The sequence below is a fragment of the Streptomyces sp. NBC_00306 genome (assembly GCF_036169555.1).
GTDB lineage: Bacteria > Actinomycetota > Actinomycetes > Streptomycetales > Streptomycetaceae > Streptomyces > Streptomyces achmelvichensis.
In genome coordinates this window covers 2112252-2138549 of sequence record NZ_CP108032.1, presented here as the reverse complement: position 1 = coordinate 2138549, position 26298 = coordinate 2112252, and the positions used below count along the sequence as shown (strand labels likewise).

23 protein-coding genes and 1 pseudogene are annotated in these 26298 nt (G+C 71.8%); 10 read left to right on the top strand and 14 right to left on the bottom strand.

The window, feature by feature from the left end; genetic code table 11:
• Window positions 1–3: 3 nt before the first annotated feature.
• Complete coding sequence (locus tag OHA05_RS09600; RefSeq protein WP_328860307.1) at window positions 4–819, bottom strand: adenosylcobinamide-GDP ribazoletransferase; 816 nt, start codon at window positions 817–819, stop codon at window positions 4–6.
• A 25-nt stretch (window positions 820–844) separates the two neighbouring features.
• Here OHA05_RS09600 and OHA05_RS09595 point away from each other — a divergent pair, with 25 nt between their 5' ends.
• Window positions 845–1600: a hypothetical protein gene (locus tag OHA05_RS09595; RefSeq protein ID WP_328860306.1), complete on the top strand. Its 756-nt coding sequence runs from the start codon at window positions 845–847 to the stop codon at window positions 1598–1600.
• On the opposite strand, the gene OHA05_RS09590 is transcribed toward OHA05_RS09595, so the two are convergent.
• The 4 genes from OHA05_RS09590 to OHA05_RS09575 form a co-directional block, all read right to left on the bottom strand.
• Window positions 1507–2259 carry a hypothetical protein gene (locus OHA05_RS09590; protein ID WP_328860305.1) on the bottom strand — a complete coding sequence of 251 codons (753 nt, stop codon included), beginning with the start codon at window positions 2257–2259 and terminating at the stop codon, window positions 1507–1509. The genes OHA05_RS09595 and OHA05_RS09590 overlap by 94 nt on opposite strands.
• On the bottom strand, window positions 2256–4034 hold the full coding sequence (locus tag OHA05_RS09585; protein ID WP_328860304.1) for a phosphatidylglycerol lysyltransferase domain-containing protein: 1779 nt from the start codon (window positions 4032–4034) through the stop codon (window positions 2256–2258). The genes OHA05_RS09590 and OHA05_RS09585 overlap by 4 nt, the downstream gene beginning before the upstream one ends.
• A gap of 79 nt (window positions 4035–4113) precedes the next feature.
• Entirely contained in the window at window positions 4114–5184 is a 1071-nt protein-coding gene (gene cobT, locus OHA05_RS09580) for a nicotinate-nucleotide--dimethylbenzimidazole phosphoribosyltransferase (RefSeq protein ID WP_313946782.1), read from the bottom strand.
• A 90-nt stretch (window positions 5185–5274) separates the two neighbouring features.
• Window positions 5275–6474, bottom strand: a complete 1200-nt coding sequence (locus OHA05_RS09575) for a bifunctional adenosylcobinamide kinase/adenosylcobinamide-phosphate guanylyltransferase (RefSeq protein WP_313946783.1) — start codon at window positions 6472–6474, stop codon at window positions 5275–5277.
• 91 nt (window positions 6475–6565) lie between these two features.
• Here OHA05_RS09575 and OHA05_RS09570 point away from each other — a divergent pair, with 91 nt between their 5' ends.
• Window positions 6566–6772 (top strand): hypothetical protein, encoded by a 207-nt coding sequence (locus OHA05_RS09570; RefSeq protein ID WP_313946784.1) that lies wholly within the window; start codon window positions 6566–6568, stop codon window positions 6770–6772.
• A gap of 77 nt (window positions 6773–6849) precedes the next feature.
• Here the strand turns inward: OHA05_RS09570 and OHA05_RS09565 are convergent.
• The 4 genes and pseudogenes from OHA05_RS09565 to OHA05_RS09550 all read right to left on the bottom strand — a co-directional run bounded on the left by OHA05_RS09565 (window position 6850) and on the right by OHA05_RS09550 (window position 11307).
• Window positions 6850–7912: pseudogene (locus OHA05_RS09565) on the bottom strand (S1C family serine protease).
• A 51-nt stretch (window positions 7913–7963) separates the two neighbouring features.
• Complete coding sequence (locus OHA05_RS09560) at window positions 7964–9787, bottom strand: ABC transporter ATP-binding protein (RefSeq protein ID WP_328860303.1); 1824 nt, start codon at window positions 9785–9787, stop codon at window positions 7964–7966.
• A 135-nt stretch (window positions 9788–9922) separates the two neighbouring features.
• Window positions 9923–10645, bottom strand: a complete 723-nt coding sequence (locus OHA05_RS09555; RefSeq protein WP_313946787.1) for a methyltransferase domain-containing protein — start codon at window positions 10643–10645, stop codon at window positions 9923–9925.
• 65 nt (window positions 10646–10710) lie between these two features.
• On the bottom strand, window positions 10711–11307 hold the full coding sequence (locus OHA05_RS09550; protein WP_313946788.1) for a DUF3043 domain-containing protein: 597 nt from the start codon (window positions 11305–11307) through the stop codon (window positions 10711–10713).
• Window positions 11308–11600: 293 nt separating this feature from the next.
• Between OHA05_RS09550 and OHA05_RS09545 the strand changes: the two genes are divergently transcribed.
• The 5 genes from OHA05_RS09545 to OHA05_RS09525 all read left to right on the top strand — a co-directional run bounded on the left by OHA05_RS09545 (window position 11601) and on the right by OHA05_RS09525 (window position 18171).
• On the top strand, window positions 11601–12392 hold the full coding sequence (locus tag OHA05_RS09545) for a PspA/IM30 family protein (protein WP_313946789.1): 792 nt from the start codon (window positions 11601–11603) through the stop codon (window positions 12390–12392).
• Window positions 12393–12401: 9 nt separating this feature from the next.
• Window positions 12402–12680, top strand: a complete 279-nt coding sequence (pspAA, locus tag OHA05_RS09540) for a PspA-associated protein PspAA (protein ID WP_313946790.1) — start codon at window positions 12402–12404, stop codon at window positions 12678–12680.
• A 253-nt stretch (window positions 12681–12933) separates the two neighbouring features.
• Complete coding sequence (locus tag OHA05_RS09535) at window positions 12934–14154, top strand: sensor histidine kinase (protein WP_313946791.1); 1221 nt, start codon at window positions 12934–12936, stop codon at window positions 14152–14154.
• Window positions 14151–14837 carry a response regulator transcription factor gene (locus OHA05_RS09530; protein WP_313946792.1) on the top strand — a complete coding sequence of 229 codons (687 nt, stop codon included), beginning with the start codon at window positions 14151–14153 and terminating at the stop codon, window positions 14835–14837. Before OHA05_RS09535 ends, OHA05_RS09530 begins: the two co-directional genes overlap by 4 nt.
• A gap of 157 nt (window positions 14838–14994) precedes the next feature.
• Window positions 14995–18171, top strand: a complete 3177-nt coding sequence (locus tag OHA05_RS09525) for an efflux RND transporter permease subunit (protein ID WP_328860302.1) — start codon at window positions 14995–14997, stop codon at window positions 18169–18171.
• Between the two features lie 107 nt (window positions 18172–18278).
• On the opposite strand, the gene OHA05_RS09520 is transcribed toward OHA05_RS09525, so the two are convergent.
• Window positions 18279–18782 (bottom strand): GNAT family N-acetyltransferase, encoded by a 504-nt coding sequence (locus tag OHA05_RS09520; protein WP_313946794.1) that lies wholly within the window; start codon window positions 18780–18782, stop codon window positions 18279–18281.
• Window positions 18783–18861: 79 nt separating this feature from the next.
• Between OHA05_RS09520 and OHA05_RS09515 the strand changes: the two genes are divergently transcribed.
• Window positions 18862–19572: an alpha/beta fold hydrolase gene (locus OHA05_RS09515; RefSeq protein WP_313946795.1), complete on the top strand. Its 711-nt coding sequence runs from the start codon at window positions 18862–18864 to the stop codon at window positions 19570–19572.
• 60 nt (window positions 19573–19632) lie between these two features.
• Here OHA05_RS09515 and nadA read toward each other — a convergent pair whose 3' ends face one another.
• Entirely contained in the window at window positions 19633–20814 is a 1182-nt protein-coding gene (nadA, locus tag OHA05_RS09510) for a quinolinate synthase NadA (protein ID WP_328860301.1), read from the bottom strand.
• Between the two features lie 326 nt (window positions 20815–21140).
• On the opposite strand from nadA, the gene OHA05_RS09505 reads away from it, so the two are divergent.
• Complete coding sequence (locus tag OHA05_RS09505) at window positions 21141–21497, top strand: iron-sulfur cluster assembly accessory protein (protein WP_313946797.1); 357 nt, start codon at window positions 21141–21143, stop codon at window positions 21495–21497.
• Between the two features lie 146 nt (window positions 21498–21643).
• Here the strand turns inward: OHA05_RS09505 and OHA05_RS09500 are convergent, their stop codons facing one another.
• Complete coding sequence (locus OHA05_RS09500) at window positions 21644–23137, bottom strand: hypothetical protein (protein WP_328860300.1); 1494 nt, start codon at window positions 23135–23137, stop codon at window positions 21644–21646.
• A gap of 133 nt (window positions 23138–23270) precedes the next feature.
• Window positions 23271–23477 carry a hypothetical protein gene (locus OHA05_RS09495; protein ID WP_328860299.1) on the bottom strand — a complete coding sequence of 69 codons (207 nt, stop codon included), beginning with the start codon at window positions 23475–23477 and terminating at the stop codon, window positions 23271–23273.
• A 128-nt stretch (window positions 23478–23605) separates the two neighbouring features.
• Between OHA05_RS09495 and OHA05_RS09490 the strand changes: the two genes are divergently transcribed.
• Complete coding sequence (locus tag OHA05_RS09490; RefSeq protein ID WP_313946800.1) at window positions 23606–24580, top strand: carbohydrate kinase family protein; 975 nt, start codon at window positions 23606–23608, stop codon at window positions 24578–24580.
• Between the two features lie 256 nt (window positions 24581–24836).
• On the opposite strand, the gene OHA05_RS09485 is transcribed toward OHA05_RS09490, so the two are convergent.
• Complete coding sequence (locus OHA05_RS09485) at window positions 24837–26198, bottom strand: cysteine desulfurase/sulfurtransferase TusA family protein (RefSeq protein WP_328860298.1); 1362 nt, start codon at window positions 26196–26198, stop codon at window positions 24837–24839.
• Window positions 26199–26298 lie beyond the last annotated feature (100 nt).

Genomic DNA, 26298 nt, shown 5'->3' with positions numbered 1-26298 from the left:
GCGTCAGCCGAGCACCAGCACGACCAGCGACACCGTCGCCGCCGTCTCCGCGAGCGCCCCGAACACATCACCCGTCACCCCGCCGAACCGGCGCACGCAGTGACGCAGCAGCAGCTCGGCGCCCGCGAGGCCGGCCAGGACGCCGAGCGCGTGGTGCAGCGCTCCCGTCGCACCGAACACCGCACCCGCCGCCGCGCACACCGCGGTGACCGCGGCCGCCAGGGCCAGGGCGCCGCGTACGGGCACCACCCCGGCGACCGCCGCGCCCAGGCCCTCGGGGCGGGCCGCCGGGACGCCGGTGCGCGCGGCGAGGGTGAGGGCGAGACGGGCGGTGACGGCGGACACGGCAGCGCCGAGCGCGCCGTACGCCCAGCCCTCGCCGTACAGCGCGGACACGGCGGCGACCTGCGCGAGCAGGACGAGCAGCAGGGTGATGACCCCGAACGGCCCGATGTCGGACTGCTTCATGATGCGCAGCGCGTCGTCGGCGGGCTTGCCGCTGCCGAGGCCGTCGGCGGTGTCGGCCAGCCCGTCCAGATGCAGTCCGCGGGTGAGGACCGCGGGGACGGCGACCGTGGCCACCGCCGCGAGCAGCGGCCCGGAGCCGAGCAGGGACAGCAGTCCGCCGGCCGCGGCGGCGAGCAGGCCCACGGCGAGGCCCGCCCCCGGGGCCCAGAGCATCCCGGCGCGGGCGGCCTCCCGGTCCCAGCGCGTGACGCGCACCGGGAACACGGTCAGGGTGCCGAGGGCGAAGCGCGGGCCGGCCAGATCGTTCACCGGCGAAGGGTAGCCCGGCCCGACAGGCGGTAAATTGCGCATATCTCACAAATCGGGAGCGGGTGGCATGGGTCACTGGTTTTACCGCAACATCGTCGAGCCGGGGAAGCTGCCCATGTTCCTCGCCCTGGCCTCCTTCATCCTGACCTTTCTGATCACCCGGGTGATCACGCGGATGATCCGGGCGGGGAAGGGGCCGTTCCGCAACGTCCGGCCGGGCGGCATGCACATCCACCATGTGGTGCCCGGCGTCATCCTCATGGTGATCGGCGGCTTCGGTGCCGTCGGCAGCAGTCGGTACGGCGCGGGCGCCTACATCTGGGCCGTCGTCTTCGGCATGGGCGCGGGGCTGGTGCTCGACGAGTTCGCGCTGATCCTCCATCTCGACGACGTCTACTGGAGCGAGCAGGGACGCCAGAGCGTGGAGGTGGTCGTCCTCGTCGCGTCCCTGGCCGTGCTGATCCTCAGCGGCTTCTCACCGCTCGGCGTCAACGACATGAGCGCCGACGAGCGCCAGGACCGCCTGTCGTTGGTCACCACCCTGGTGATCAACTTCCTGCTGGTCCTCATCACGCTGTTCAAGGGCAAGGCGCGGATGGCCGTCCTCAGCGTCCTGGTGCCGTTCGTGGCCATCTTCGGCGCGATCCGCCTGGCGAGACCCAACTCGCCGTGGGCCCGCCGCTTCTACCGGAAGCGGCCCAAGGCGCGGGCGAAGGCCACACTGCGCTCCTACCGCCACGACCGCCGCTGGGACCGGCCCCGCCGGAAGATGCAGGACCTCATCGGGGGCGCTCCCGACCGGCCCGCCATCACCGAGCGCTGACGGGCCCGGCGCCGGCGCAGCGCAGAGACGGCGCACAGCACCAGGACGGCGGCGATCGCGGCCAGATGCTCCTTGCCCGCGAGATTGTTCTTGACCAGCACCTCGGCGATCATCGCGAGCACCACCAGGGCGGCCGTGAACCAGGCCCGGAAGCGCACGCAGACGACGACCGCGAGACCGACGACGGCGGCCGAGGGGCCGGTGTCGACGACCTGGGCGTCGGAGGCGGGCAGCCCGATGGCGCCGCCGAGGTGGTCGGGACCGAGTGCGATGCCGATGCGCGCGTATGTCGTACCGGCCAGCGTGGAGACGTACGCGACGACCAGCGTCCGCCACCGGCCCAGACAGATCTCCGCGACCCCGAAGACCAGCAGGATCTGGCCGAGCGCACCCCACACCGGAAGGTCCAGCGCGGGCACGAACAGCGACAGGGGGGTGCGCAGCAGCGCCACCCACACAGGGTCCTCCGCCCGGACGAAACCGATCGTGCGGACCGGGCCGTAGCCCCAAGACTGCTGCTGCACCAGCTGGAGGACCGCCGTGAGGCACACCGCCCCGAGGGTCAGGGGAACCGCCCGCCACTTACGGGTGACGAGCGCCTCCCGGACCGTCGCGTACAGCAACCCCCACTCCCGGCGGGCGAACGCCCGGACCGTCATCGGCGCCCGGTTCCGAGATGGCTGCGGTGCATCCACCGGGGCAGTCCGGGTGCCTCCAGGAAGCCCTCGGCGCGAGCCGCGGCGACGCCGATGCGCAGGAGGTCGGCGCTCTTCTCGAAGAGCAGGAAGCGCGGTTCCCAGATGGGCCGGTACTTGGCGTTCGCCCGGTACAGGGACTCGATCTGCCACCAGCGGGAGAAGAAGCTCAGCAGCGAGCGCCACAGCCGCAGTACGGGTCCCGCGCCGAGCTTCGCGCCGCGCTCGAAGACGGACCGGAACATCGCGAAGTTCAGCGAGACCTGGGCGATCCCGATGTCACCGGCGCTCCGGAGGAGTTCGATGACCATGAACTCCATCAGGCCGTTCTCGCAGTCCCGGTCGCGCCGCATCAGATCGAGGGAGAGCCCCTTCGGGCCCCACGGCACAAAGCTGAGGACCGCGCGCAACTCGCCCTGGCCGTCGGTGCATTCGAGCATCACGCACCGGCCGTCGCCCGGGTCGCCGAGCCGTCCGAGCGCCATCGAGAAGCCGCGTTCGGTGGCGCCGTCGCGCCAGTCGTCGGCGCGGGCGAGCAGGGTGTCCATCTCCTCGGCGGGGATCTCCTCGTGGCGGCGGATGCGCACGGAGTACCCGGCGCGCCCGACCCGGTGGTACGCCTGGCGCACCGTCCGCATCGCGCGGCCGTCGAGGGTGAAGTCGGAAGTCTCCACGATCGCCTCGTCGCCGAGCTCCAGGGCGTCCAGGCCGTGCCGGGCATAGATGGTCCCCGCCTCCTCGCTCGCGCCCATCACGGCCGGGATCCAGCCGTGTTCGCGTGCCTCGGCGAGCCAGGGGGCGATCGCGCCCGGCCAGGCCTCCGGATCCCCGATCGGGTCGCCGGACGCGAGGGAGACCCCGCCGACGACCCGGTAGGCGACGGCGGCCTTCCCGGTGGGGGACCAGACCACGCTCTTCTCGCGGCGCAGGGAGAAGTAGCCCAGTGAGTCCCGGTCGCCCTGGCGCTCCAGCAGCGCGCGCAGCCGTTCCTCGTCCTCGCCGGTCAGCGGGTCGACGGCCCGGCGGGAGCGGAACGCCGCGTACAGCACGGCGAGGAGCAGCAGCGTGGACAGCACGTTGACGGTGACATCGACCCAGCCGGGCGTGGCGATCTCCGGGAAACGCGCGTCGTCGGCGGCCAGGGAGACGAGCCGCATGGTGCCGTAGCGCCAGCGCTCCAGGAAGGTGGATCCGCCGCCCGCCGTATTGGTGACGGTGACGAGGGCGGCGGCCAGCAGTGAGGTGACGAGGAGCCCGCCGGCCGCGACGGCCGCGGCGAGACGGGGGTTGGTGCGGTCGCCCTTCGCGTAGAACTCCCCGCGGCCGAGCAGCAGCGCGAGGACGAAGCCGGCGGTGAGAGCGAGCGAGACCCAGTTCTGCGCATGCTCCCGGATACCCGCGTCGACGGCGACGGCCAGGGCGAGGAGCAGCAGGAAGGAGCCCGCCAGGACGAGGTTGAGAATCCACGCGGCACGCTTGCGGCGCCGCATGGTGACCGCCAGGAACAGCGCGAACGCGCCGGACGCGAAGCCCGCGGTCAGCAGATAGGGCGTGAAGTAGTCGTCGACGTTGTGCCGGCGGACGTCCTGCCCGAGCGAGACCCAGACCGCGCTCAGCACATTGACGAAGGTCACCGCCCTCAGGTACCAGACCGCGAACGCCGCGCTCCGCCGGGAGCGGTCGGCGCCCCGGCTCGTGCTGCGGTTCGCCTCTTCGCTGGACAAACGGACCTCTCCCATGAAACGCGATGATATGGGGCATCGCGGGTCATGGTGGGCGAGGTACAGCCGCCCGGTCGGGGACGGCCGTACCGACGCGTCAGTCCGTGTCGCTCCCCACCGGCTCCGTACGCTCCGGCAGTTCGGCCGCGAGGGCGGCAGCGGCCCGGACGAGGGGGAGTGCGAGCAGTGCCCCGGTTCCTTCCCCCACAGTGACGCCCTGGTCGAGCAGCGGGTTGAGAGCCATCCGGTCCAGCGCCTTGCTCTGCGCCGGCTCGCCGCTCACCTGGCCGGCGAGCCACCAGTCCGGCGCGCGGAACGCCGCACGCTGGCCCACCAGCGCACAGGCCGCCGACACCACACCGTCCAGGATCACCGGCATCCGGCGCACCGCGCTCTGCAGCAGGAACCCGGTGGTCGCGGCCAGATCCGCACCGCCCACCGCCGCCAGCAGCTCCAACTGGTCGCCGAGCACCGGCCGGGCGCGCCGCAGCGCGTCACGGACCGCCGCACACTTGCGCATCCAGGCAAGATCGTCGATCCCCGCACCGCCCCGGCCGGTGACCACGGAGGCGTCCGTGCCGCACAGCGCGGCGATCAGCGTCGCGGCGGGCGTGGTGCCGCCGACGCTCAGATCGCCCAGCACCACCAGATCGGTGCCGGAGTCGGCCTCCTCGTCGGCGATCGCCATGCCCAGCCGTACGGCCTGCTCGGCCTCCTCGGCCGTCAGCGCGTCCTCGACGTCGATCCGCCCGCTGCCGCGCCGCACCCGGTGGCGTACGACGTCCTCGGGCAGCAGCTCCGGGTCGCAGTCCAGGCCCGCGTCCACGATCCGCACCGGGACCCCGGCCCCGCGTGCCAGCACCGCGACCGGGCTCGCGCCGTCCAGCACGGCACGCACCAGCCGGTGCGCGGACCCGGACTCCCGCCCGGAGACGCCCAGTTCGGCGACCCCGTGATCACCCGCGAACAGCACCACGCGCGGCTGCGCCACGGCCTTGACCGGGACGGAGCCCTGCGCCGCGGAGAGCCACTCACCCAGCTCGTCGAGCCGGCCCAGAGCGCCGGGCGGGACGATCAGCCGCTCCCTGCGTTCCTCGGCCTCGCGCCGCATGCCGCTGTCGGGTCGCTCGATCAGGTCGGAGAAGTCATCGAGATTCAGCCTGCTCATTCGCCGAACAGTACAGACACCCGCCGCCGCGTCGGCGGCGGGCCGGGGCCCCCGCCGGTTCCGGTCCGGCGGGTCTCCCGCTCGTGGGTGTCAGCTGCGGAGCACCAGGGCCTGGCCTGCGACGACGAGCAGCAGATGCTCGCACTCGGCGGCGAAGGCGGCGTTGAGACGGCCCAGTTCGTCGCGGAACCGGCGGCCGGCCGGGGTGGCGGGGACGACACCGGAGCCCACCTCGTTCGTCACCGCGACGACGGTACGGGGCGTTTCCCGTACGGCGGCGACGAGTTCGGTGACCCGTTCGCGCAGCGCCCGCTCGCCGCTCTCCCGCCAGGTCTCGTCGTCCCACGCGCCGACCCGGTCCATCGCATCGGTCAGCCAGAGCGACAGACAGTCGATCAACAGCGGCGGACCCTCCTCCCTCAGCAGGGGCGCCAGATCGCAGGTCTCCGCCGTACGCCAGGCTCCCGGGCGGCGGTCCCGGTGCTGGGCGACCCTCGACGCCCACTCGGTGTCCCCCTCGCGGGTCCCGCCGGTGGCCACGTACACCACGTCGGGGAACGTCTCCAGCCTGCGCTCGGCCTCGACCGACTTCCCCGAGCGCGCACCGCCGGTCACCAGCGTGCGGCGGGGCAGGTCCGGCACGGCGTGGTACTCGCCGACGATCAGCGTCGTCCCGTCGGGCACGGTCCGGGCGCCGGCGGCGGCGAGCCGGCGGTCCAGCTCGGGACCACCGGGCACGTCGTGGTCGATGTGGACCGCGATGACGTCGGTCGTCGCGCCGATCGCCCCGGAGGCGCGCAGCCGGGCGATCGCGTCGGGGCGTCCGATCACATCCGCGACGACCATCTCGTACGCGGCGAGCCCTTCGGCGAGTCCGGCGGGACCGCCGGACGGCGGCAGATACAGCAGGCGTTCGCCCTCCGGCGAGGTCACCTCGTACCCGGTGCCGGGGTGGTCCATCGGCACGGCGCGCACCCGGTGCCCGCTGATCAGCGTCAGCTCCCGGCCGTCGGGCACCCGCCCGGCCGTGGGCAGCCCGGCGGGCAGATCGACCGCGGGCCCGTCATGGGGGTGCGTGAGCAGCACCTGCCGTACGCCGACGAGCGAATGCCCCGCACGCGCTGCGGCGAGCGCGGCGCCGGGGGTGAGGTCGAGCAGCAGGGCCCCGTCCACGAGCAGCGCGGTCGCGGCCCGCGCGCGAGCCCCGCGCGCGGTGGCGCACACGGCGCACGGGCAGTCGGGCCGGGGGAGTCCGGCGGGCGCGCCGGTGCCGAGCAGAGTCAGTTCCACGCCTCTGATCCTCCCGTGTCACCGCGGGGCGTGCGCGCCCGGCTACGCTGCGGGCAGGATAGAGATCACTGATGGGCCCTGGGAGGCGGACATGGCGTGGACGTGGCGGTTCGAGAAGTCCGACGGAACGGAGGTCCAGCCGGCGGTGCAGCCGGAGGAGTTCACGACGCAGGGGGACGCGGAGTCGTGGATCGGTGAGTACTGGAAGGAACTCCGGGAGGGCGGCGCGGACCAGGTGGTGCTCTCGGAGGACACCACCAAGATCTACGGGCCGATGAGCCTCCACGCGAACGACTGACCGCCGGCGGCCCTCCGGCCGCCGAGGGCGCCTCCCGCACTCCGGGGGGCGCCCGTGCGGGGCCTCGGGCCGTGTCGCTAGACCTCCCCCAGCGTGACCTGTGCCGTGCGGGAGTCACCGTCCCGCAGGTACCCCACCACCACCTTGTCGCCCGGGTTCATCGAGGCCAGCGCCTCCGCCAGGGACGTCACCGTCGTGATCTCGGTCGAACCCACCTTGGTGATGATGTCCCCGACGCGCAGGCCCGCCTGCTCCGCCGGGCCCCCCTTCACGACCTCCACCACCGCCGCCCCCGAGGGCTCGTAGTTGTCGTCGAGCACCGTCCGGGCCGTGATGCCCAGCGCCGCGCGGCCGGAGTCGGTCACCTTGCCGTTCGCGATGATCTGGTCGGCGACCGTCTTCACCATGGAGGCGGGGATCGCGAATCCGATGCCCGGGGCCGCACCCTCGCCCTGCTGCGGGTCCACGGCCGCCAGCGTCGGGATCCCGATCACCTCGCTGTCCAGGTTCACCAGCGCGCCCCCGCTGTTGCCCGGATTGATCGCCGCCGACGTTGTTGGCGAGCGTCGCGCCGGTGGTCCCGCCCGTACCGCTCTCGCTGACCGTGCGGCCGACCGCCGAGACGATGCCCTGGGTGACACTGCTCGACAGACCGAGCGGCGAGCCCATCGCCAGCACGATGTGCCCGACCTCCACCTTCGACGAGTCGCCGAACGTGGCCGGCTTCAGGCCCTCCGGCACCGGATCCAGCTTGATCACGGCCAGGTCCTGCTGCGGATAGGACGAGACGAGCTTCGCCGTCAGCGTCTGCTCACCCGTCGCGATGGTGACGCGGAGCGACTTCGCGTCGCCCACCACATGGGCGTTGGTGACCACATGGCCCTTGGTGTCGTAGACGACGCCGGACCCCAGGCTGTCGCCCGCCTGGATCTGCACGACCGACGGCAGTGAATCCCTGATCACCGACTGGTAGTCGCTCTGCAGGTCCTCCCCGTCGCGTTGTGCCATCGCGCGCGTGGTGGTCTCCGGCTGCGAGGAGGACATGGCCATGCAGCCGCCGGCCGCCGCCGCACACACGACGACGGTCAGCAGGAGCATCAGCCGGCGCGCGGGGCCGGGGCGGCGAGGGGAGGCATCCATGTCCGGAGTATCCCTTTTGCCGCTGCGGGGCAGCTCGCTGTGCGCCGCCGATCAGGGGGCCCCCGGGGCCGACGCCAGGAACTGCGTCGCCGCCAGTTCGCCGTAGAGCGGATCGCCCGCCACGAGCTCCGCGTGCGTGCCCACCGCCCGCACCCTGCCCGCGTCCATCACCACGATCCGGTCCGCCAGCGTCACGGTGGACAGCCGGTGGGCGACCACCAGCACCGTGACCTCGCGGGACACCTCGGTGACCACGTCCCGCAGCGCCATCTCGTTGACCGCGTCCAGCTGCGAGGTCGCCTCGTCGAGCAGAAGCAGCCGCGGCCGGCGCAGCAGCGCACGCGCGATCGCCACCCGCTGCCGCTCGCCGCCCGACAGCTTGGAGCCGCGATGGCCGACGAGTGTCTCCAGCCCGTCAGGCAGCCGCCGTACGAGGGCGTCCAGCCTGGCCCGTACGAGCACGTCCTGAATCTGCTCCTCGGTCGCGTCGGGCGCGGCGAAGACCAGGTTCTCCCGCAGCGTTCCGGCCAGCACCGGGGCGTCCTGCTCGACATAGCCGATCGCGGCGCGCAGCTGGGTCAGCGGCCAGTCCCGGACATCCCGTCCGTCGAGGAACACGCGGCCGCCGGTCGGCTCGTAGAAGCGCTCGATCAGGCCGAAGACGGTCGTCTTTCCGGCGCCCGACGGGCCGACGAACGCGGTCATGCCCGCGCCCGGCACGGCGAAGGAGACACCGTGATGGACGTAGGGGAGCTCGTCGCGGTACCGGAAGGTCACGTCCTCGAAGACCACGGACGCCGGGCCGGTGGTGGCCACGGCCGCGGCCGTCGGCGCCTTCCCCAGCTCCTCCGTCTCCAGCTCCTCCGTCTCCAGCCGCTCCGCCTCCACAATCCGCGCGATGGCCGCCGATCCCACCTGGTACTGGGAGGCCGCCTCCACCAGCCGGGACACCGGGTCGATCAGATAGAAGAGGAACAGCAGGAACGCCACCAGCGTCGACACCGAGATCGCGCCCGAGGCGACCCGCGCCCCGCCGATGCCGAGCACCGCGAGGAACGACACCTGCACCGCGAGACCCACCGACGACCACGCCACCGACTGCCACTTCGCGGACCGGATGCCGTGCCGCCACGCCTCCCGCGCCGCCTTCGCCACGATCTCCGTCTCGCGCTCCTCGGCGCCGGAGGCCTTCAGTGTGCGAAAGGCCCCGAAGGCCCGCTCCAGGACGGTCGAGATCTCTCCGACCGCCTCCTGCGAACGCCGTGTCGCATGCGCGATCTTCGGCATCACCAGGGCCACGCAGCCGCCGATCAGCACGATGACCCCGAGGGTGACGCCGAGCAGCACCGGGTCCATCACGCCCATCATCACGATGGTGGCGACGAAGGCGAGTCCGCCGGTCGCCGCCGAGACGATCGACTGGGTGGTCACGGCGCGCAGCAGGGTGGTGTCCGAGGTGACCCGGGACATCAGATCGCCTGGCTGGGTGCGCTCCACCTCCGGGAGCCGCAGCCGCAGCAGCCGCCCGATCAGGGTGCGGCGGGCGGCCAGCACCACGGACTCGGCGGTGCGTTCCAGGATGTACGCGCCGACGGCCTCGATCGCGGTGCCGACGACCACCAGGCCGGTGAGCAGCAGCAGGATCGCGGTGATCGACTCGTCCTCGCCGAGCCGGTCGACCAGTGTCTTGGCCGCGAGCGGCTGGGCCAGCCCGCCGACCGTGCCGACGAGCGTGAACGACGCCCCGAGCGCGACGGTCCAGCGGTGCGGGCGGAAGTGGGTGTACAGCGCCCGCCAGGTCTGGCGGGCGGGAAGCTTCACGGGGGGCTTGTCGTCGGACGTTCCGGTCGAACTCCGGGCGGGCTTACCGGTCATGGGGCCGGTGGTCTCTGCGGTGGTCACAGAAGGGGGGACGCGAAAACGGCCCCCGGACCTGACCTGCGTGCCGCTCCTGACGCGGGCTGACGCGCGGCACGGTCACCCGACCCCACCGCGCCGGCTCTCAGCCGCTCAGCCGCGTACGCCGCACAGGTGCAGCAGCGCCGCGACCCGCTTGTACGGTTCGGTCCGCCCGGCCCGGTCCTCGGCGGCCAGCAGTCGGTCCAGGTCCTCGGGGGCCGGCAGGTCCGCGTCGTTGTCCGCCCCGTCGGTGAAGACCCGCACGCCGTACCAGGCGTGCAGCGGCGCCGCGATCCCGGCCAGCGTCGCGGTCAGCGCGCCGAGCCGGTCGGCCCGTCCGGGCAGCCCCAGCCGGTTGGTGTAGGAGTCCGAGCCGAAGGCGGCCAGCGCGGCGGGAAAGTCTCCGGCCAGCCCCGGGCGCATGGCCAGGGCGTCGGCGTTGCGCACCAGCAGGGAGAGCAGTCCGCCGGGTGCCAGCACCCGGGCGAGCCCGGCAAGCATGGCGTCGGGCTCCTGCACGTACATCAGCACCCCGTGGCAGAGCACCACGTCGAACGCGCCGGGCAGGAAGTGCGCCCCCGTCTCGCGGCCGTCGCCCTCGATCAGGCGGAACCGCTCACGGATGCCCTCGGGCTCGGTCGCGAGCGTCTGCCGCGCCATGGCGACCATCTCGGCGTCGGACTCCAGACCGGTCACCGAGTGTCCGGCCCGTGCGAGGCGCAGGGCCTGCGTGCCCTGGCCCATTCCGACGTCGAGGATCCGCAGCCGCTGTCCCACCGGGAAGCGGCCGGCTATCTGCTCGTCCAGCTGCCGTGCGACCAGTTCCTGCCGCACGATGTTCCGCAGACCGCTGAGGCCGTTCAGCCAGGCGGTCGCCCCTCCCTCGAAACCGACCGTGCTCAGGGCCGCTCTCCGCGCTTGACCTGAGGCTTGGGCAGACGCAGGCGGCGCATCTGGAGCGTGCGCATCAGGCCGTACGCGACGGCGCCGCGCTTGGGCTCGTCCGGGAAGCGCTCGGCGAGCTGCTTGCGGAGCCGGAAGACCAGGCCGATCGAGTCGATGATGATCATCACGATCACGCCGAGCCAGAGCAGCAGCGAGATGTTCTGGAGCTGGCCCACGCGGACCATGCTCAGCACGAGGATGACCACCGCGAGCGGCAGGAAGAACTCGGCGATGCAGAAGCGGGAGTCGACGAAGTCGCGGACGAAGCGGCGCACGGGCCCCTTGTCGCGGACGGGCAGATACCGCTCGTCACCACTCGCGAGGGCCTCGCGCTGCTTGGCCAGGTCGGCGCGGCGGGCTTCCCGCTGGCGCTTCATGGCCTCCTTGCGGTCGGCCGGCGCCGTGGAGGCACGGCGGCGCTGGGACTGGGCCTCACTGCGCTTGGGCGTGGGGCGGCCCTTCGGGGCCTCGGGGCTGCGGGGCTGCTTGGAGAGGTCCGCCGTCACCTTGTCGGTGGGGGCCTTCTCTTCCTTGGCACGGCTACGGAACACAAAGCCCAAGGGTACGGGGTGCGGAGCAGGGACCCAACGCCGGTGGGGAACGATCCCGCAACGCCGCGCGTCTGTAGGGGACAGAAGCCGGTGACAAGCCGGACAGAGCGGACGTTGCCCGAGGTTTCCCTGATGGCCACCTACTCCTTGCGCCGGATCGGACCGGGAAGCAGTCGTCCTTGGGGATGAGCGCATCCGCGCCTGAACAGTGCGGTAATGGATGCAGGGCCCGTACTGTGGGTTCTGTTGGAGTGCTGGAGCTTTAGTCCGTCAGAAGGGGGCGCGCGAAGCCCATGAGCGGTGTCATGAAGCGTATGGGGATGATCTTCCGCGCGAAGGCAAACAAGGCCCTCGACAGGGCCGAGGATCCGCGCGAGACCCTCGATTACTCCTACCAGAAGCAGCTGGAGCTGCTGCAGAAGGTGCGTCGCGGAGTCGCCGATGTGGCGACCTCCCGCAAGCGCCTGGAACTGCAGCTGAACCAGCTCCAGGGGCAGTCCACCAAGCTGGAGGACCAGGGCCGCAAGGCGCTGGCGCTCGGCCGGGAGGACCTGGCCCGCGAGGCGCTCTCCCGCCGTGCCGCGCTCCAGCAGCAGGTCACGGACCTGGAGACGCAGCACCAGACGCTGCAGGGCGAGGAGGAGAAGCTCACCCTCGCGGCCCAGCGTCTGCAGGCCAAGGTCGACGCCTTCCGTACGAAGAAGGAGACCATCAAGGCCACGTACACGGCCGCCCAGGCACAGACCCGGATCGGCGAGGCCTTCTCCGGCATCTCCGAGGAGATGGGCGACGTCGGCCAGGCGATCCAGCGGGCCGAGGACAAGACCGCGCAGCTCCAGGCCCGCGCCGGTGCGATCGACGAGCTCCTCGCCTCCGGCGCGCTCGACGATCCGACCGGTATGGCGAAGGACGACATCGCCGCCGAGCTGGACCGCATCTCCGGTGGTACGGATGTGGAGCTGGAGCTGCAGCGGATGAAGGCCGAGCTCGCCGGCGGCTCCTCCTCGCAGCAGGCCATCGAGGGCGGCGACGGCCGGCAGGACGCCGCTCCGCAGCAGAACACCCCGAAGTTCGACAAGCAGTAGGGACTCGTCATGATCGTACGGATCATGGGGGAGGGCCAGGTGAGCGTGGCGGACAGCCACCTCGCCGAGCTCAACAGGCTGGACGACGAACTGCTCGCCGAGATGCAGAGCGGGGACGGCCCTGGCTTCCGGCGCACGCTCCACGCGCTCCTGGAGAGAATCCGCGAGCTCGGCGAGCCTCTGCCGGACGACTCCCTGGAGCCGTCCGAGCTGATTCTCCCGGCGCCCGACGCGACGCTCGAGGACGTACGGAAGCTGCTCCGCGACGACGGTCTGATCCCCGGCTGACGGACGGTCCGGCCTCCGGCCGTCCTGCGCACTCCGACAGCGGCACTGCCCCCCGGTCTCCGGGGGGCAGTGCCGTCTGCGCGTCCCGCGGCGGGGGTGCGGCAGGCCGGCCTCCCGCGGCGCCGCGGGAGGCCGGACCGCCGCGGCGCCACGGGGGGCCGGACCGCCGCGGCACCGCGTCCGCGACCCTCCTCGGCCCTCCGCCCCACCGGGGCGTACACCGCCCGCGCAAGGGGCCGTAACGTTGCCCGACGTGACCTCACTCGCCACCGGGTTCGCCCGCACCCAGCGCTGGCTCCGCGAGCACCCTCTGGCGTTCGACGGAGCGCTGGCCGCCGCGGTGCTGGTGTGCATGGTCGTCGGCTCGTTCGCGGACCCGAACGGGGAGCACGGCCCGAAGTTCGGCGGCCGCACCCCCGAGGTGCGCAGCGTGGTGCTGATGGTGCTGGTCTCCGCCGCGCTGGTCTTCCGCCGCCGCAACTCCATGGGCGTCCTGATCTTCACCGCCGCGGTGTCCGTCGTCGAGCTCGTCCTCGGGGACCCCGCGGCCCCCGTCGCGATGAGCGCCGTGATCGCCCTCTACACCGTCGCGTCCCGCACCGACCGCCCCACGACCTGGCGGGTCGGCCTGCTCACCATGGGGGTGCTCACCGGTTCGGCCATGCTGTTCGGCTCGACGCCCTGGTACACGCAGGAGAACGTCGGCATCTTCGCCTGGACCGGCATGGCGGCCGCCGCCGGCGACGCCGTGCGCAGCCGCCGGGCCTTCGTCGACGCCATACGGGAACGGGCCGAGCGCGCCGAGCGGACCCGCGAGGAGGAGGCCCGGCGCCGGGTCGCCGAGGAGCGGCTGCGGATCGCCCGCGACCTCCACGACGTGGTCGCGCACCACATCGCCCTGGTCAATGTGCAGGCCGGCGTTGCCGCGCATGTCATGGACAAGCGCCCCGACCAGGCCAAGGAAGCGCTCGCGCATGTGCGCGAGGCCAGCCGCTCGGCCCTCAACGAACTGCGGGCCACCGTCGGCCTGCTGCGCCAGTCCGGCGACCCGGAGGCGCCCACCGAACCCGCGCCGGGGCTCGATGTGCTCGATGAGCTGGTCACCACCTTCCGGCAGGCGGGCCTCCCCGTCGAGGTCGCCCGTGCCGACGACGGCGACCGGGCCCCCGCGGCCGTCGACCTCGCCGCGTACCGGATCATCCAGGAGGCGCTGACCAATGTGCAGAAGCACGCGGGCCCGGACGCCAAGGCCGAGGTGAGCGTGATCCGTGTCGGCCCGACCCTGGAGGTCACGGTGCTGGACAACGGCAACGAGCCCGACGGCCGGACGGACGGCGGCGGTCACGGTCTGCTCGGCATGCGCGAGCGGGTCACCGCACTCGGCGGCGCGCTCAGCGCGGGCCCTCGCTACGGCGGCGGATTCCGTGTCCAGGCGATACTGCCCTTCAAGGCCCGCACGGGGGAGGACACATGACGATCAGGGTGCTGCTGGCCGACGACCAGACCCTGCTGCGCAGCGCGTTCCGGGTCCTCGTGGACTCCGAGCCCGACATGCTGGTCGTCGGGGAGGCCGCCGACGGCGCCGAGGCGGTCACGCTCGCCCGGTCGGAGAAGGCCGATGTCGTCCTGATGGACATCCGGATGCCCGGCACCGACGGTCTCGCGGCGACCCGCATGATCAGCGCGGACCCCGGACTGTCGCATGTACGGGTCGTCATGCTGACCACCTTCGAGGTGGACGAGTACGTCGTGCAGTCGCTGCGGGCCGGCGCCTCCGGCTTCCTCGGCAAGGGCGCCGAACCGGACGAACTGCTCAATGCCATCCGCATCGCTGCGGCCGGTGAGGCGCTGCTCTCGCCCGTCGCGACCAAGGGCCTGATCGCCAAGTTCCTCGCGCAGGGCGGCCCTTCGGACGACGGCCCGGATTCCGAGGCGTACTCGGAACGGCTCGCGGCCCTCACTGTGCGGGAGCGCGAGGTCCTCGTCCTGGTCGGCGGAGGCCACTCCAACGACGAGATCGCCACCCGCCTCGCCGTCAGCCCGCTGACGGTGAAAACGCACGTGAACCGGGCCATGGCCAAGCTCGGCGCCCGCGACCGGGCCCAGCTCGTCGTCATCGCCTATGAATCGGGTCTGGTCCGTCCAAGGGTGGAGTGAAGCGGATCGTCCGCGTACTCCAGCTGCGGTATGCGCGAGATAAGGAACGGGACCTGGGGCCTACGGGTGTGCCCTCCCGGATGGCTGATCGTATAAGCGGGCAGTCGACCGTGCCCGCGAAGTCCTCCTGCCACGCACGCCACAGAAGAGAGACCCCATGTCCTGGCTGTCGAGATTCAGCCTGTCGCAACGGGCCCTGATCGGTCTGATGTCGATCGTCGCGATCGTCTTCGGGGCGATCGCCATCCCGCAGCTCAAGCAGCAGCTGCTGCCCTCCATCGAACTGCCGATGGTGTCGGTGCTCGCTCCGTACCAGGGCGCGTCCCCCGATGTGGTCGAGAAGCAGGTCGTCGAACCGCTCGAGAGCTCCATCAAGGCCGTCGACGGCATCAAGGGGATCACGTCCACGGCGAGCGAGGGCAACGCCGTGATCATGGCCAGCTTCGAGTACGGGGACGGGACCAAGCAGCTCGTCGCCGACGTCCAGCAGGCCGTGAACCGGGCACGTACCCAGCTCCCGGACGACGTCGACCCGCAGGTCGTCGCCGGCTCCACGGACGACATCCCGACCGTCGTGCTCGCCGTCACCTCGCAGAAGGACCAGCAGGCGCTCGCCGACCAGCTGGAGCGGACGGTCGTCCCGGCGATCGAGGACATCGAGGGTGTCGGCCAGGTCTCCATCGACGGCGTCCAGGACCTCCAGGTCTCCGTCACGCCCGACGACCGCAAGCTCGCGGCCGCGGGCCTCAACACGATGAGCCTCTCCGAGGCGCTCAAGGCGGGCGGGGCCACCCTGCCGGCCGGGTCGTTCAACGAGGACGGCAAGAGCCTCACGGTCCAGGCAGGCGGCGGTTACACCACGCTGAAGCAGATCGAGGACCTGCGGATCGCCCCGGCGCCGCCCGCCAAGGGCAAGCCGGTGCGCCTCGGTGACATCGCCACGGTGAAGCAGACCCCGGCCACGGCCGTCTCGCTGACCCGGACGAACGGCAAGCCCAGCCTCGCCGTCCTCGCCACGATGGACAACGACGGCAGCGCCGTCGCCATCTCCGACGCGGTCCAGGAGAAGCTGCCCGAGCTGCGCAAGGACCTCGGCAGCGGCGCCGAGCTCACGGTCGTCTCCGACCAGGGCCCCGCCGTCTCCAAGTCGATCTCGGGTCTGACCACCGAGGGCGCGCTCGGCCTCGTCTTCGCGGTCATCGTGATCCTGGTCTTCCTCGCCTCGCTGCGCTCGACCCTGGTCACCGCGGTGTCCATCCCGCTCTCGGTCGTCCTCGCGCTGATCGTGCTGTGGACCCGTGACCTGTCGCTGAACATGCTCACCCTCGGCGCGCTGACCATCGCGATCGGCCGCGTCGTCGACGACTCGATCGTGGTCCTGGAGAACATCAAGCGGCACCTCGGCTATGGCGAGGAGCGGCAGGCCGCGATCATCACGGCCGTCAAGGAGGTCGCCGGCGCGGTCACCTCCTCCACGCTGACCACCGTCGCCGTCTTCCTGCCGATCGGACTGGTCGGCGGCATGGTCGGCGAGCTGTTCGGCTCGTTCAGCCTCACCATCACGGCGGCCCTGCTCGCCTCCCTCCTGGTCTCCCTGACCGTCGTCCCCGTCCTGTCGTTCTGGTTCCTGCGCGCGCCGAAGGCCGTCCGGGGCATGGACCCGGACGAGGCGCGCCGGGTGGCCGAGGAGAAGGAGGAGCGCAGCCCGCTCCAGCGGATGTACGTGCCCGTGCTGCGCTTCGCGACCCGTCGCCGCATCACCAGCATCGTGCTCGCGGTCGTCATCCTCTTCGGCACCTTCGGCATGGCCGGCCTGCTCAAGACCAACTTCTTCGACCAGGGCGAGCAGGAGGTCATGTCGATCAAGCAGGAGCTGCCGGTCGGCACCGGCCTGGACGCGGCCGACGCGTCGGCGAAGAAGGTCGAGAAGGTCCTCGACGGCCTGGACGAGATCAAGAACTACCAGGTCACCGTCGGTTCCTCCGGCTTCATGGCGGCCTTCGGCGGCGGCACGGGCGCCAACCAGGCCTCCTACCAGCTGACGCTCAAGGACGCGGCCTCGTACGAGAAGACCCGCGACCGCATCGACGCCGAGCTCGCGAAGCTGGACGGTATCGGCGACACCACGATCGCGGCGGGCGACGGCTTCGGCAGCCAGGACCTGAGCGTCGTGGTGAAGGCGGCCGACGCGGACGTTCTGAAGAAGGCCTCCGAAGCGGTACGCAAGGAGGTCGCCGGACTCGACGACGTCACCGACGTCCAGAGCGACCTGGCGCAGAGCATCCCCCGTATCTCGGTGAAGGCCAACGCGAAGGCCGCGGACGCGGGCTTCAACGAGACCACGCTGGGTCTGGCCGTCGGCCAGGCGGTGCGCGGCACGGTCTCCGGCAAGGCGATCCTCGACGACACCGAGCGTGATGTCGTGATCACCTCGGCCAAGCCGGCAACCACCGTGGCGCAGCTGAAGAACCTGCCCCTCGGCGGGGTGAAGCTCGGGCAGATCGCGGATGTCCGCGTGGTGCCCGGACCGGTCTCCATGACCCGCATCGACGGGGCCAGGGCCGCGACGATCAGCGCGAAGCCGACCGGTGACAACACCGGCGCGGTGAGCGCGTCGCTCCAGAGCAAGCTGAACTCGCTGGACCTGCCGGAGGGCGCCACCGCCTCCATCGGCGGTGTCTCCGAGGACCAGGACGAGGCCTTCGCCGCGCTGGGCCTGGCGATGCTGGCCGCGATCGCGATCGTCTTCATGCTGCTGGTCGCCACCTTCCGGTCGCTGATCCAGCCGCTGATCCTGCTGGTGTCCATCCCGTTCGCGGCGACCGGCGCGATCGGCCTGCTGATCCTGACCGGCACCCCGATGGGTGTCCCGGCGATGATCGGCATGCTGATGCTCATCGGCATCGTGGTCACCAACGCGATCGTGCTGATCGACCTGATCAACCAGTACCGGGCCCAGGGCCTGGGCGTGGTGGAGGCGGTTATCGAGGGTGGCAGGCACCGACTGCGCCCGATCCTGATGACCGCTCTGGCGACGATCTTCGCCCTGCTCCCGATGGCCCTCGGCATTACGGGCGAGGGTGGCTTCATCGCCAAGCCGCTCGCGGTCGTGGTGATCGGCGGTCTGGTCACCTCGACGCTGCTGACCCTGCTGCTCGTGCCGACGCTGTACGCGATGGTCGAGCTGCGCAAGGAGCGCCGCGCGGCGAAGAAGGCGGCGAAGCGCCTGAAGAAGTCGGGAGGGGAGTCCGCTTCCGACGCGAAGGACGCCAAGGACTCCAAGGACGCCAAGGACGCCAAGGACACCGACGAGCCGGCTCCGGCGAACGCGTAACACCTCACCACGACCACCCGGTCCGGTCCCCTCGCGGGGCCCGGGCCGGGTGGCTCGTTTTCCGGGCCCGGGTCAGGGACTGATGCCGGCCGCGGGCGGGCCGGCCGTCACGCGCGCAGCGTCTTGTGCAGCACGACGCACGGCCGGCCGTGCGCGAGGTCCGGCCGGCGGTCGCACTCCTGCCAGCCGCGGGACTCCCAGAACCGCAGCGCCGGCTCGTTGGACTCCAGCACGGCCAGCCGCAGGCCCTCGCGGCCGTCGTCGGCGAACCGCTGCTCCGCCATGTCGGCGAGCGCGCCGCCGACGCCCCGGCGGTGCAGGTCCCCGTGGATCATCAGCAGGCCGATCCACGGCAGACCGTCCACCGGATGGCGGCCGAGCAGGCAGAGCATCCCGCTGAGCCGGCCCTGCGGGTCGCGGGCGAGCAGGATCTCGGCGCCCTCGGCAGTGGCCTCCGCCCGCAGATCGGTCTCGACCCGATCGGCGGGGATGTTCCCGGCGTCGTACTCGCCGGCCTCCCGCCAGTACTCCGGGTTGCTCGCGTAGAGATCCACCACCTCGGAGATCTCCCGCGGCGAGAACCGCATGGGGGAAAGGAAGAGCGTGGACATGCGGGTCAGGGTATACAGACGCCACGATGGTCCTGCCGGCCTGCTGTCAGGCGCTGCGGACACGATCTAGGAGCTCCGCATGACGACGTATGTGCTCATCCCCGGTGCCGACGGCCGCGCCTGGTACTGGCACCGGGTCGTGCCGATGCTGCGCGAGCGGGGGCACGACGCCGTCGCCGTCGATCTGCCGAGCGGCCTCGACGCCGGTCTCGCCGAGCATGTCACGGCCGTCGTGAACGCGATCGGCGACCGCGACACCGGCGACGACGGGCCGGTCCTGGTCGCCCAGTCCCTCGCGGCCGTCATCGCCCCCCTGGTGTGCGAGCGCATCCCCGTCCAGCAGCTCATCCTGGTCAATCCGATGATCCCGACCCCCGGTGAGACCGCGGGGGAGTGGTGGGACAACACCGGCCGGGACGCGGCCGCACGCGCCTTCGCGGCGGAAGAGGGGCGCGACCCGGACGCGGGATTCGACCTGATCGTCGACTTCTTCCACGACGTGCCCCAGGACGCCACCGATGAGGCGATGTCCGGCGAGGCGTCCGGCCCCTCGGAGGCGCTGTTCGCCGAACCCTGGCCGCTGCGGGCCTGGCCGGACGTCCCCACCCGCATCCTCCAGGGCCGCGACGACCGGTTCTTCCCGCTCGGGTTCCAGCTGCGGATCGCCGCGGAGCGCCTGCCGGGAGTGCCCGTCGAGGACCTGCCGGGCGGCCACCTCGTGGCGCTGAGCCGCCCGGTGGAGCTCACCGAGCTGATCTGCAACGGCACGGAGGCGCCCCGGTCGCGGTGACCGGGGCGCCTCCTTCCCCCTCGGTGGCCGTCCTGCGGCGATCGCGGTGCAGGCCCACGCCTACGGCAGGGCGAGCATCCGCTCCAGCGCCAGCTTCGCGAAGCTCTCCGTCTCCTTGTCGACCTGGATCCGGTTGACCAGATTGCCCTCGGCCAGCGACTCCAGCGTCCACACCAGGTGCGGAAGGTCGATGCGGTTCATCGTCGAGCAGAAGCAGACCGTCTTGTCGAGGAAGACGATCTCCTTGTCGGGGTGCGCGTTCGCGACCCGGCGGACCAGATTGAGCTCGGTGCCGATGGCCCACTTGGAACCGGCCGGGGCCGCCTCCAGCGTCTTGATGATGTACTCCGTCGAGCCGACGTAGTCCGCGGCCGCGACGACGTCGTGCTTGCACTCGGGGTGCACCAGCACGTTGACGCCGGGAATCCGCGCGCGGACGTCCTCGACGGAGTCCAGCGAGAAGCGGCCGTGCACGGAGCAGTGCCCGCGCCACAGGATCATCTTGGCGTCCCGCAGCTGCTCTGCGGTCAGCCCGCCGTTCGGCTTGTGCGGGTTGTAGAGGACGCAGTCCTCCAGCGGCATTCCCATGTCCCGTACGGCGGTGTTGCGCCCGAGGTGCTGGTCGGGGAGGAACAGCACCTTCTCCCCCTGCTCGAACGCCCAGTCCAGCGCCCGCTTGGCGTTGGACGAGGTGCAGATCGTGCCGCCGTGCTTGCCGGTGAAGGCCTTGATGTCCGCGGAGGAGTTCATGTACGAGACGGGCACGACCTGCTCGGCTATGCCGGCCTCGGTCAGTACGTCCCAGCACTCCGCGACCTGCTCGGCCGTCGCCATGTCGGCCATCGAGCAGCCGGCGGCCAGGTCGGGCAGGACGACCATCTGGTCGTCGGTGGTGAGGATGTCCGCGGACTCGGCCATGAAGTGCACACCGCAGAAAACGATGTACTCGGCCTCCGGCCGCGCCGCCGCGTCCTTGGCCAGCTTGAAGGAGTCGCCGGTGACGTCGGCGAACTGGATGACCTCGTCACGCTGGTAGTGGTGGCCGAGGACGAAGACCTTCTCGCCGAGCTTCTCCTTGGCCGCGCGGGCGCGTTCCACCAGGTCCGGGTCGGACGGGGAGGGCAGGTCACCGGGGCACTCCACACCGCGTTCGCTCCGGGGGTCGGCCTCTCGGCCGAGCAGCAGCAGGGCGAGCGGCGTCGGCTGGACGTCGAGTTCCGTACGGGCTTGGGCGGTGGTCACGACACGCACCCTTTCTTCTTGGGCGTTGAGCGCGGCGATGGCCGCTCCAGTGGAGCCTGGGCTGCCACCGGAAGACCTTCTCGTCTGTTTGACGCTATCTATCATAACTGCTTCACGTCACTTTGACGATGCCGATAGCGTCGATGTGACGCACCCCCTCGCCCCGGACCCGTGCCCGCCCGTGCGCGGGTGTGCGAGCATGAAAGGGCAAAACACGTCCATCGGTCCGGAATGAATCCGCGGCCGCGCCGGTTGCAATCGTCGGCAAGCAGTCTCCGTACCCCTGCCTCCGGCGGGGAGACCCCATCCCGGGAGTGATGAAGCAGATGTCCGTATCGGACGAGACCACCACCGTGAGCGACGGCATCCTCCTTTCCGACGCCGCCGCGGCCAAGGTCAAGGCCCTGCTGGACCAGGAAGGCCGGGAGGACCTGGCGCTGCGCGTCGCGGTTCAGCCCGGTGGCTGCTCCGGCCTGCGGTACCAGCTGTTCTTCGACGAGCGTGCGCTCGACGGCGATGTCGTCAAGGACTTCGGCGGCGTCAAGGTCGTCACCGACCGCATGAGCGCCCCGTACCTGGGCGGCGCCTCGATCGACTTCGTCGACACCATCGAGAAGCAGGGCTTCACGATCGACAACCCGAACGCGACCGGCTCCTGCGCCTGCGGCGACTCCTTCAGCTAGGACCGACGCGGCCCTGGGCGTGAGCCCCGGGAGCCCGGCCCCCTGAGCCATGCGAAAGGCGGCGACCCCACCAGGGTCGCCGCCTTCGTCATGTCCGCCGTGCCACGCTCACCACGTCCGCGAGGGCGTGTGTCCGCGCGGGGCGGTCACCGCCCCTGGAGCGGCACCGCCTTGCCCGTGTCCGCGTCCAGGACCTTCCGGTCGCCGAGCGGCTTGTCCAGCGTGACCTTCTCCGTGAGCTCCTTGGCGATCGCGATGCAGACCCGGTCCGGGTTCGGCTTGGACTCGGTGATCCGTACCGTGACCTCGCCGCCCTTCTCGGTCGCCGTCGCCGCGTAGTCGCTGCACACCCCGCCCCAGAAGGTGACCGTCAGTGTCCGCCCGTCCACGGCGTACGACTGGACCCGGCGCTCGGACTGCGGAGCCGTTGTCTTCGGCGGCGCGGTCGGCTCGATGTCCTGCTGCGGCGGCTTGGCCGACGACGGCGGCTCGGCCGGCTTCAGATACTTCGGTGCCACCGCCGGCTGGGCGATCGTGAACGTCCTTGTGCCGCCGGCCGGTTCCACTGCGAACAGCCACGACGGGACCAGCGCCTGCTGACCGTCCACGTACTGCGCGGCCAGTCCGAACACCGCCTTGCCGATCGCCAGTTGCTGCGGCGTGGCAGGCTTCGCGCTCTTCGGCTCGCACGGGGCCGCCGGCTTCTGCTCACCCTCCACCGGTGCCGGTGTCGCGCAACCCCCGATACCGACCGTGCCGTCGCCGCGGGCGTCCTTGTTCAGCTGCTTCAGGGCGTCGTCGGCGGAGAGCACCGGGTACGAGGCGCTCTTCGCGGGCTTCTTCAACTGCCCGCCACCGCCCACGACCTGGCCGTCCGCACCGATCTGCACGCCCGTCGTCCAGCCGTAGGTGGGCAGTCCGCCGACCTTCGGATCGGCGTTCACCACACGGACCGCACCCATCAACTGGCGTGCGTCCAGGGCGGCATCGCTCTGACCGAGCGCCGCGAGTACCGGCGCGGCGGCCTTCTTCGCGGCCGCCTCGCTCACCGGCTTGCCGGCGGGGGTCGTCCGTCCGGTGTCGGCATCGCCGCCGGACGGACAGGCCTTGCCCTTCAGACAGTTGTCGCCGCTCGGCGCGGCGCCGAAGGCGGAAAAGGTCCAGGTGCCCGGCGCCTGCTTGTTCACCTCCAGCATCCGGCCGGAGCCGTCCTTGTCCGCGCCGATCTTCCAGGCGGGCCCGACGAGCCGGGGTGTGCCCGGGATGCCGAGCGCCTTCGCCAGGCGCGTCACCTCGTCCGCGGTGACCGCACCCCGCGCCCGGTGCACGGCCGCTTCCTCCGGGCCGTCCGGGAGCTTGCCCTCGGCCCGGTAGACGGTGCCGCCGCCCGGGTCGGGCTCACCCGGGGCGATCCCGGGGCCCGAGTCCCGGGGAGTGTCCAGCGAGAGCAACGGCGGTTTCGCGTCATTGCCGGACGCACCGCTTCTGGCGTCCGCACCGTCGTCGCCGCTGCCGAAGCCGGCCGTCGCGAAGTACGCACTGCCGCCACCCGCGATCAGTACTGCCGCCGCCACCGAGGCGACAGCGAGCGGGGAACGCCGGCGGCGTGAGCTGTCGTGAGTGTTCTCCGTGCTGCTCACCGCATCGCTCCTTGTCGTGTGTCCCCGGGATACGGGGGCACCGATGAGACGGAGCGGGGGCGCGCACGGTTCCCCGGAGCGCCCGGAGTTGACTCTTGCGCCCTCGACGGGCCGTGCGGTGAGTGCTCCGGACTCAGTCGCCGTATTCAGACATGGCGTCCAGGAGCCGTGCCGATGAGGCGGGTACGACGACACCATGGATACGGGACGGCGACACCGGAGCGGCCGCCTTGGCGGCCGGCACCACCCAGTGCGGAGCCATCCGTACGCAGTCGCCGCGCAGCTGGGCCAGGGAGATCTCGGACTCGAGCGGCGCGGGGGAGGCGATGGACTTTGTCATATCCGCACCGTACGCATCGGGAGGTCCGCGAAAAAAGCCCTACTATCGGGTAGTTTCTGCCCTTCAGCCCCGGCCTGACAACCGGTAGCGTGAAGCGTCATCCGCCCCCGCCCCTGGAGCGCATCGCCGTGCGAATCGCAGTCACCGGTTCCATCGCCACCGATCACCTCATGACCTTCCCCGGCCGTTTCGCGGACCAACTCGTCGCGGACCAGCTGCACACGGTCTCCCTCTCCTTCCTGGTCGACAACCTCGATGTGCGCAGGGGCGGTGTCGGCGCGAACATCTGCTTCGGCATGGGCCAGCTGGGCACCAGGCCGATCCTGGTCGGAGCGGCCGGATCGGACTTCGACGAGTACCGCGCCTGGCTCGACCGCCACGGCGTGGACACCGGGTCCGTCAGGATCTCCGAGGTCCTGCACACCGCACGCTTCGTCTGCACCACCGACGCCGACCACAACCAGATCGGCTCGTTCTACACCGGCGCCATGAGCGAGGCCCGCCAGATCGAGCTGAAGTCGGTCGCGGACCGGGTCGGCGGCCTGGACCTGGTCCTGATCGGCGCGGACGACCCGGAGGCGATGCTGCGGCACACCGAGGAGTGCCGTTCGCGGCAGATCCCCTTCGCGGCCGACTTCTCGCAGCAGATCGCCCGGATGAACGGTGACGAGATCCGGATACTGCTCGACGGCGCCACCTACCTCTTCTCCAACGAGTACGAGAAGGGACTCATCGAGTCCAAGACCGGCTGGACCGACGAGGAGATCCTGGGCCGCGTCGGCCACCGGGTCACCACCCTCGGCGCGAACGGCGTGCGCATCGAGCGCGCCGGCCACGAGCCGATCGAGGTCGGCTGCGCCGAGGAGGAGGCCAAGGTCGACCCGACGGGCGTGGGCGACGCCTTCCGCGCGGGCTTCCTCTCGGGCCTGACCTGGGACGTGGGCCTGGAGCGCGCGGCACAGGTCGGCTGCATGCTCGCGACACTGGTGATCGAGACGCTGGGCACGCAGGAGTACACACTGCGGCGGGCGCACTTCATGGACCGCTTCACCAAGGCGTACGGCCACGAGGCGGCGGCCGAGGTCCGCGGCCACCTGGGCTGAACCGTCCCCTGTTACGTCAGTACGTCGAGCTCCCCCCGGACGGCGGTCCGCGGGGAGCGCCGTTTCTCCGGAACACCGGTTTCCCGAGCGCCCGCCGAAACAGCACCGCCCCGGCCCGGTCCGCTCGCCCGGCCCCCACGCCGCCCCGCCGGTCCGCTCGCCCGTCGGAATCCGCGCCGCCGCGCCCGAACGGCGAAGCCCGGCCGGGGCTCCGGGTCCCGCCAGGCCGCCGGCGCCGACCGCCGCCGAAGCGCCGCTACACCAGTCGCCGCACCACGTACGCCGTCCCGCGCTCCGCCGTCTCCTCGCCCACGTACTCCTGGTCCCGCATCACGCACCACGCCGGGATGTCCAGCCGCGCCGCCTCGTCGTCCGACAGCACCGTCACCGTGCCGCCCAGCGGTACGTCGCCGATCACCTTCGCCAGCTCGATCACCGGGATCGGGCACCGCTTCCCGAGCGCGTCCACCACGAGGGACGGCTCCTGCCCGGTGCTCTCCGTGGCGGTCGGCGCGCCGAGCCGTTCCCGTACCGCGGACACCACCGACGGCAGCACCTCCAGGAACCGGTCCACGTCCTCCCCGGTCGTGCCGAGCGGCAGCGACACGCGCACATTGCCCTCGCTCAGCACCCCCATCGCCCGCAGCACATGGCTCGGCGTCAGGGTGCTCGACGTGCACGAGGACCCCGAGGAGACCGAGAAGCCCTCCCGGTCCAGTTCGTGCAGCAGAGTCTCTCCGTCGACATAGAGACAGGAGAAGGTGACGAGATGGGGCAGCCGGTGCACCGGATCGCCCACCACCTCGACGTCCGGGACCAGTTCCGGCACCCGGGCGCGGATACGGTCCACCAGGGCCCGCAGCCGTACCGCCTCCTCCGCGGCCTCGGCGCGTACCGCCCGCAGCGAGGCGGCCGCCGCGACGATCGCGGGGAGGTTCTCGAAGCCCGCGGACCGGCCCGACTCCCGCTCGTCGGCGGGCTCCTGGGGAGCGAACCGGACGCCCTTGCGCACGACGAGCAGCCCGGCCCCCGCGGGACCGCCCCACTTGTGCGCGCTGGCGGCGAGCAGCGACCAGTCCCCGCCGACCGGCCCCCACGCGAGCGACTGGGCGGCGTCCACCAGCAGGGGCACCCCGGCGGCACGGCAGACCTCGGCGACCCGGTCCACCGGCTGTTCCGTGCCGACCTCGTGGTTGGCGGACTGCAGACAGGCCAGGGCGGTGTCCTCGCGCAGCGCGGCCGCGTACGCCGCGGGGTCCACCCGGCCCGCCCGGTCCACCGGCACCTCGGTCGCGGTGTCGCCGGCCGCGTGCAGAACGGAGGAGTGCTCCACCGACGAGACCACCACATGCCGTCCGACACGCCGACGGCCCGCGAGCGCCCCGGAAACCCCGAGGTGAACCGCGCGCGTCCCCGAAGGAGTGAACACGAGCTCGTCCGGGCGGCACCCCACGGCCTCCGCCGCCGCCTCCCGCGCCGCGTCCAGCAGCAGTCTGGCCCGCCGCCCTTCGCGGTACAGCCGCGAGGGATCGGCCCACCCCTCGTCCAGGGAGGCCTGCAGGGCCTGGCGGGCAACCGGGTGCAGGGGAGCGGAGGACGCGGTATCGAAGTAGGGCACGTCGCCACGCTAACCCCAGGGCCCGGAAGGAGCGTCAGATGCCCGCCGGAGGCAGGCATTCCGGACGCTTTCCATCCCTTCGGGGTGTCGGACGGCGCGT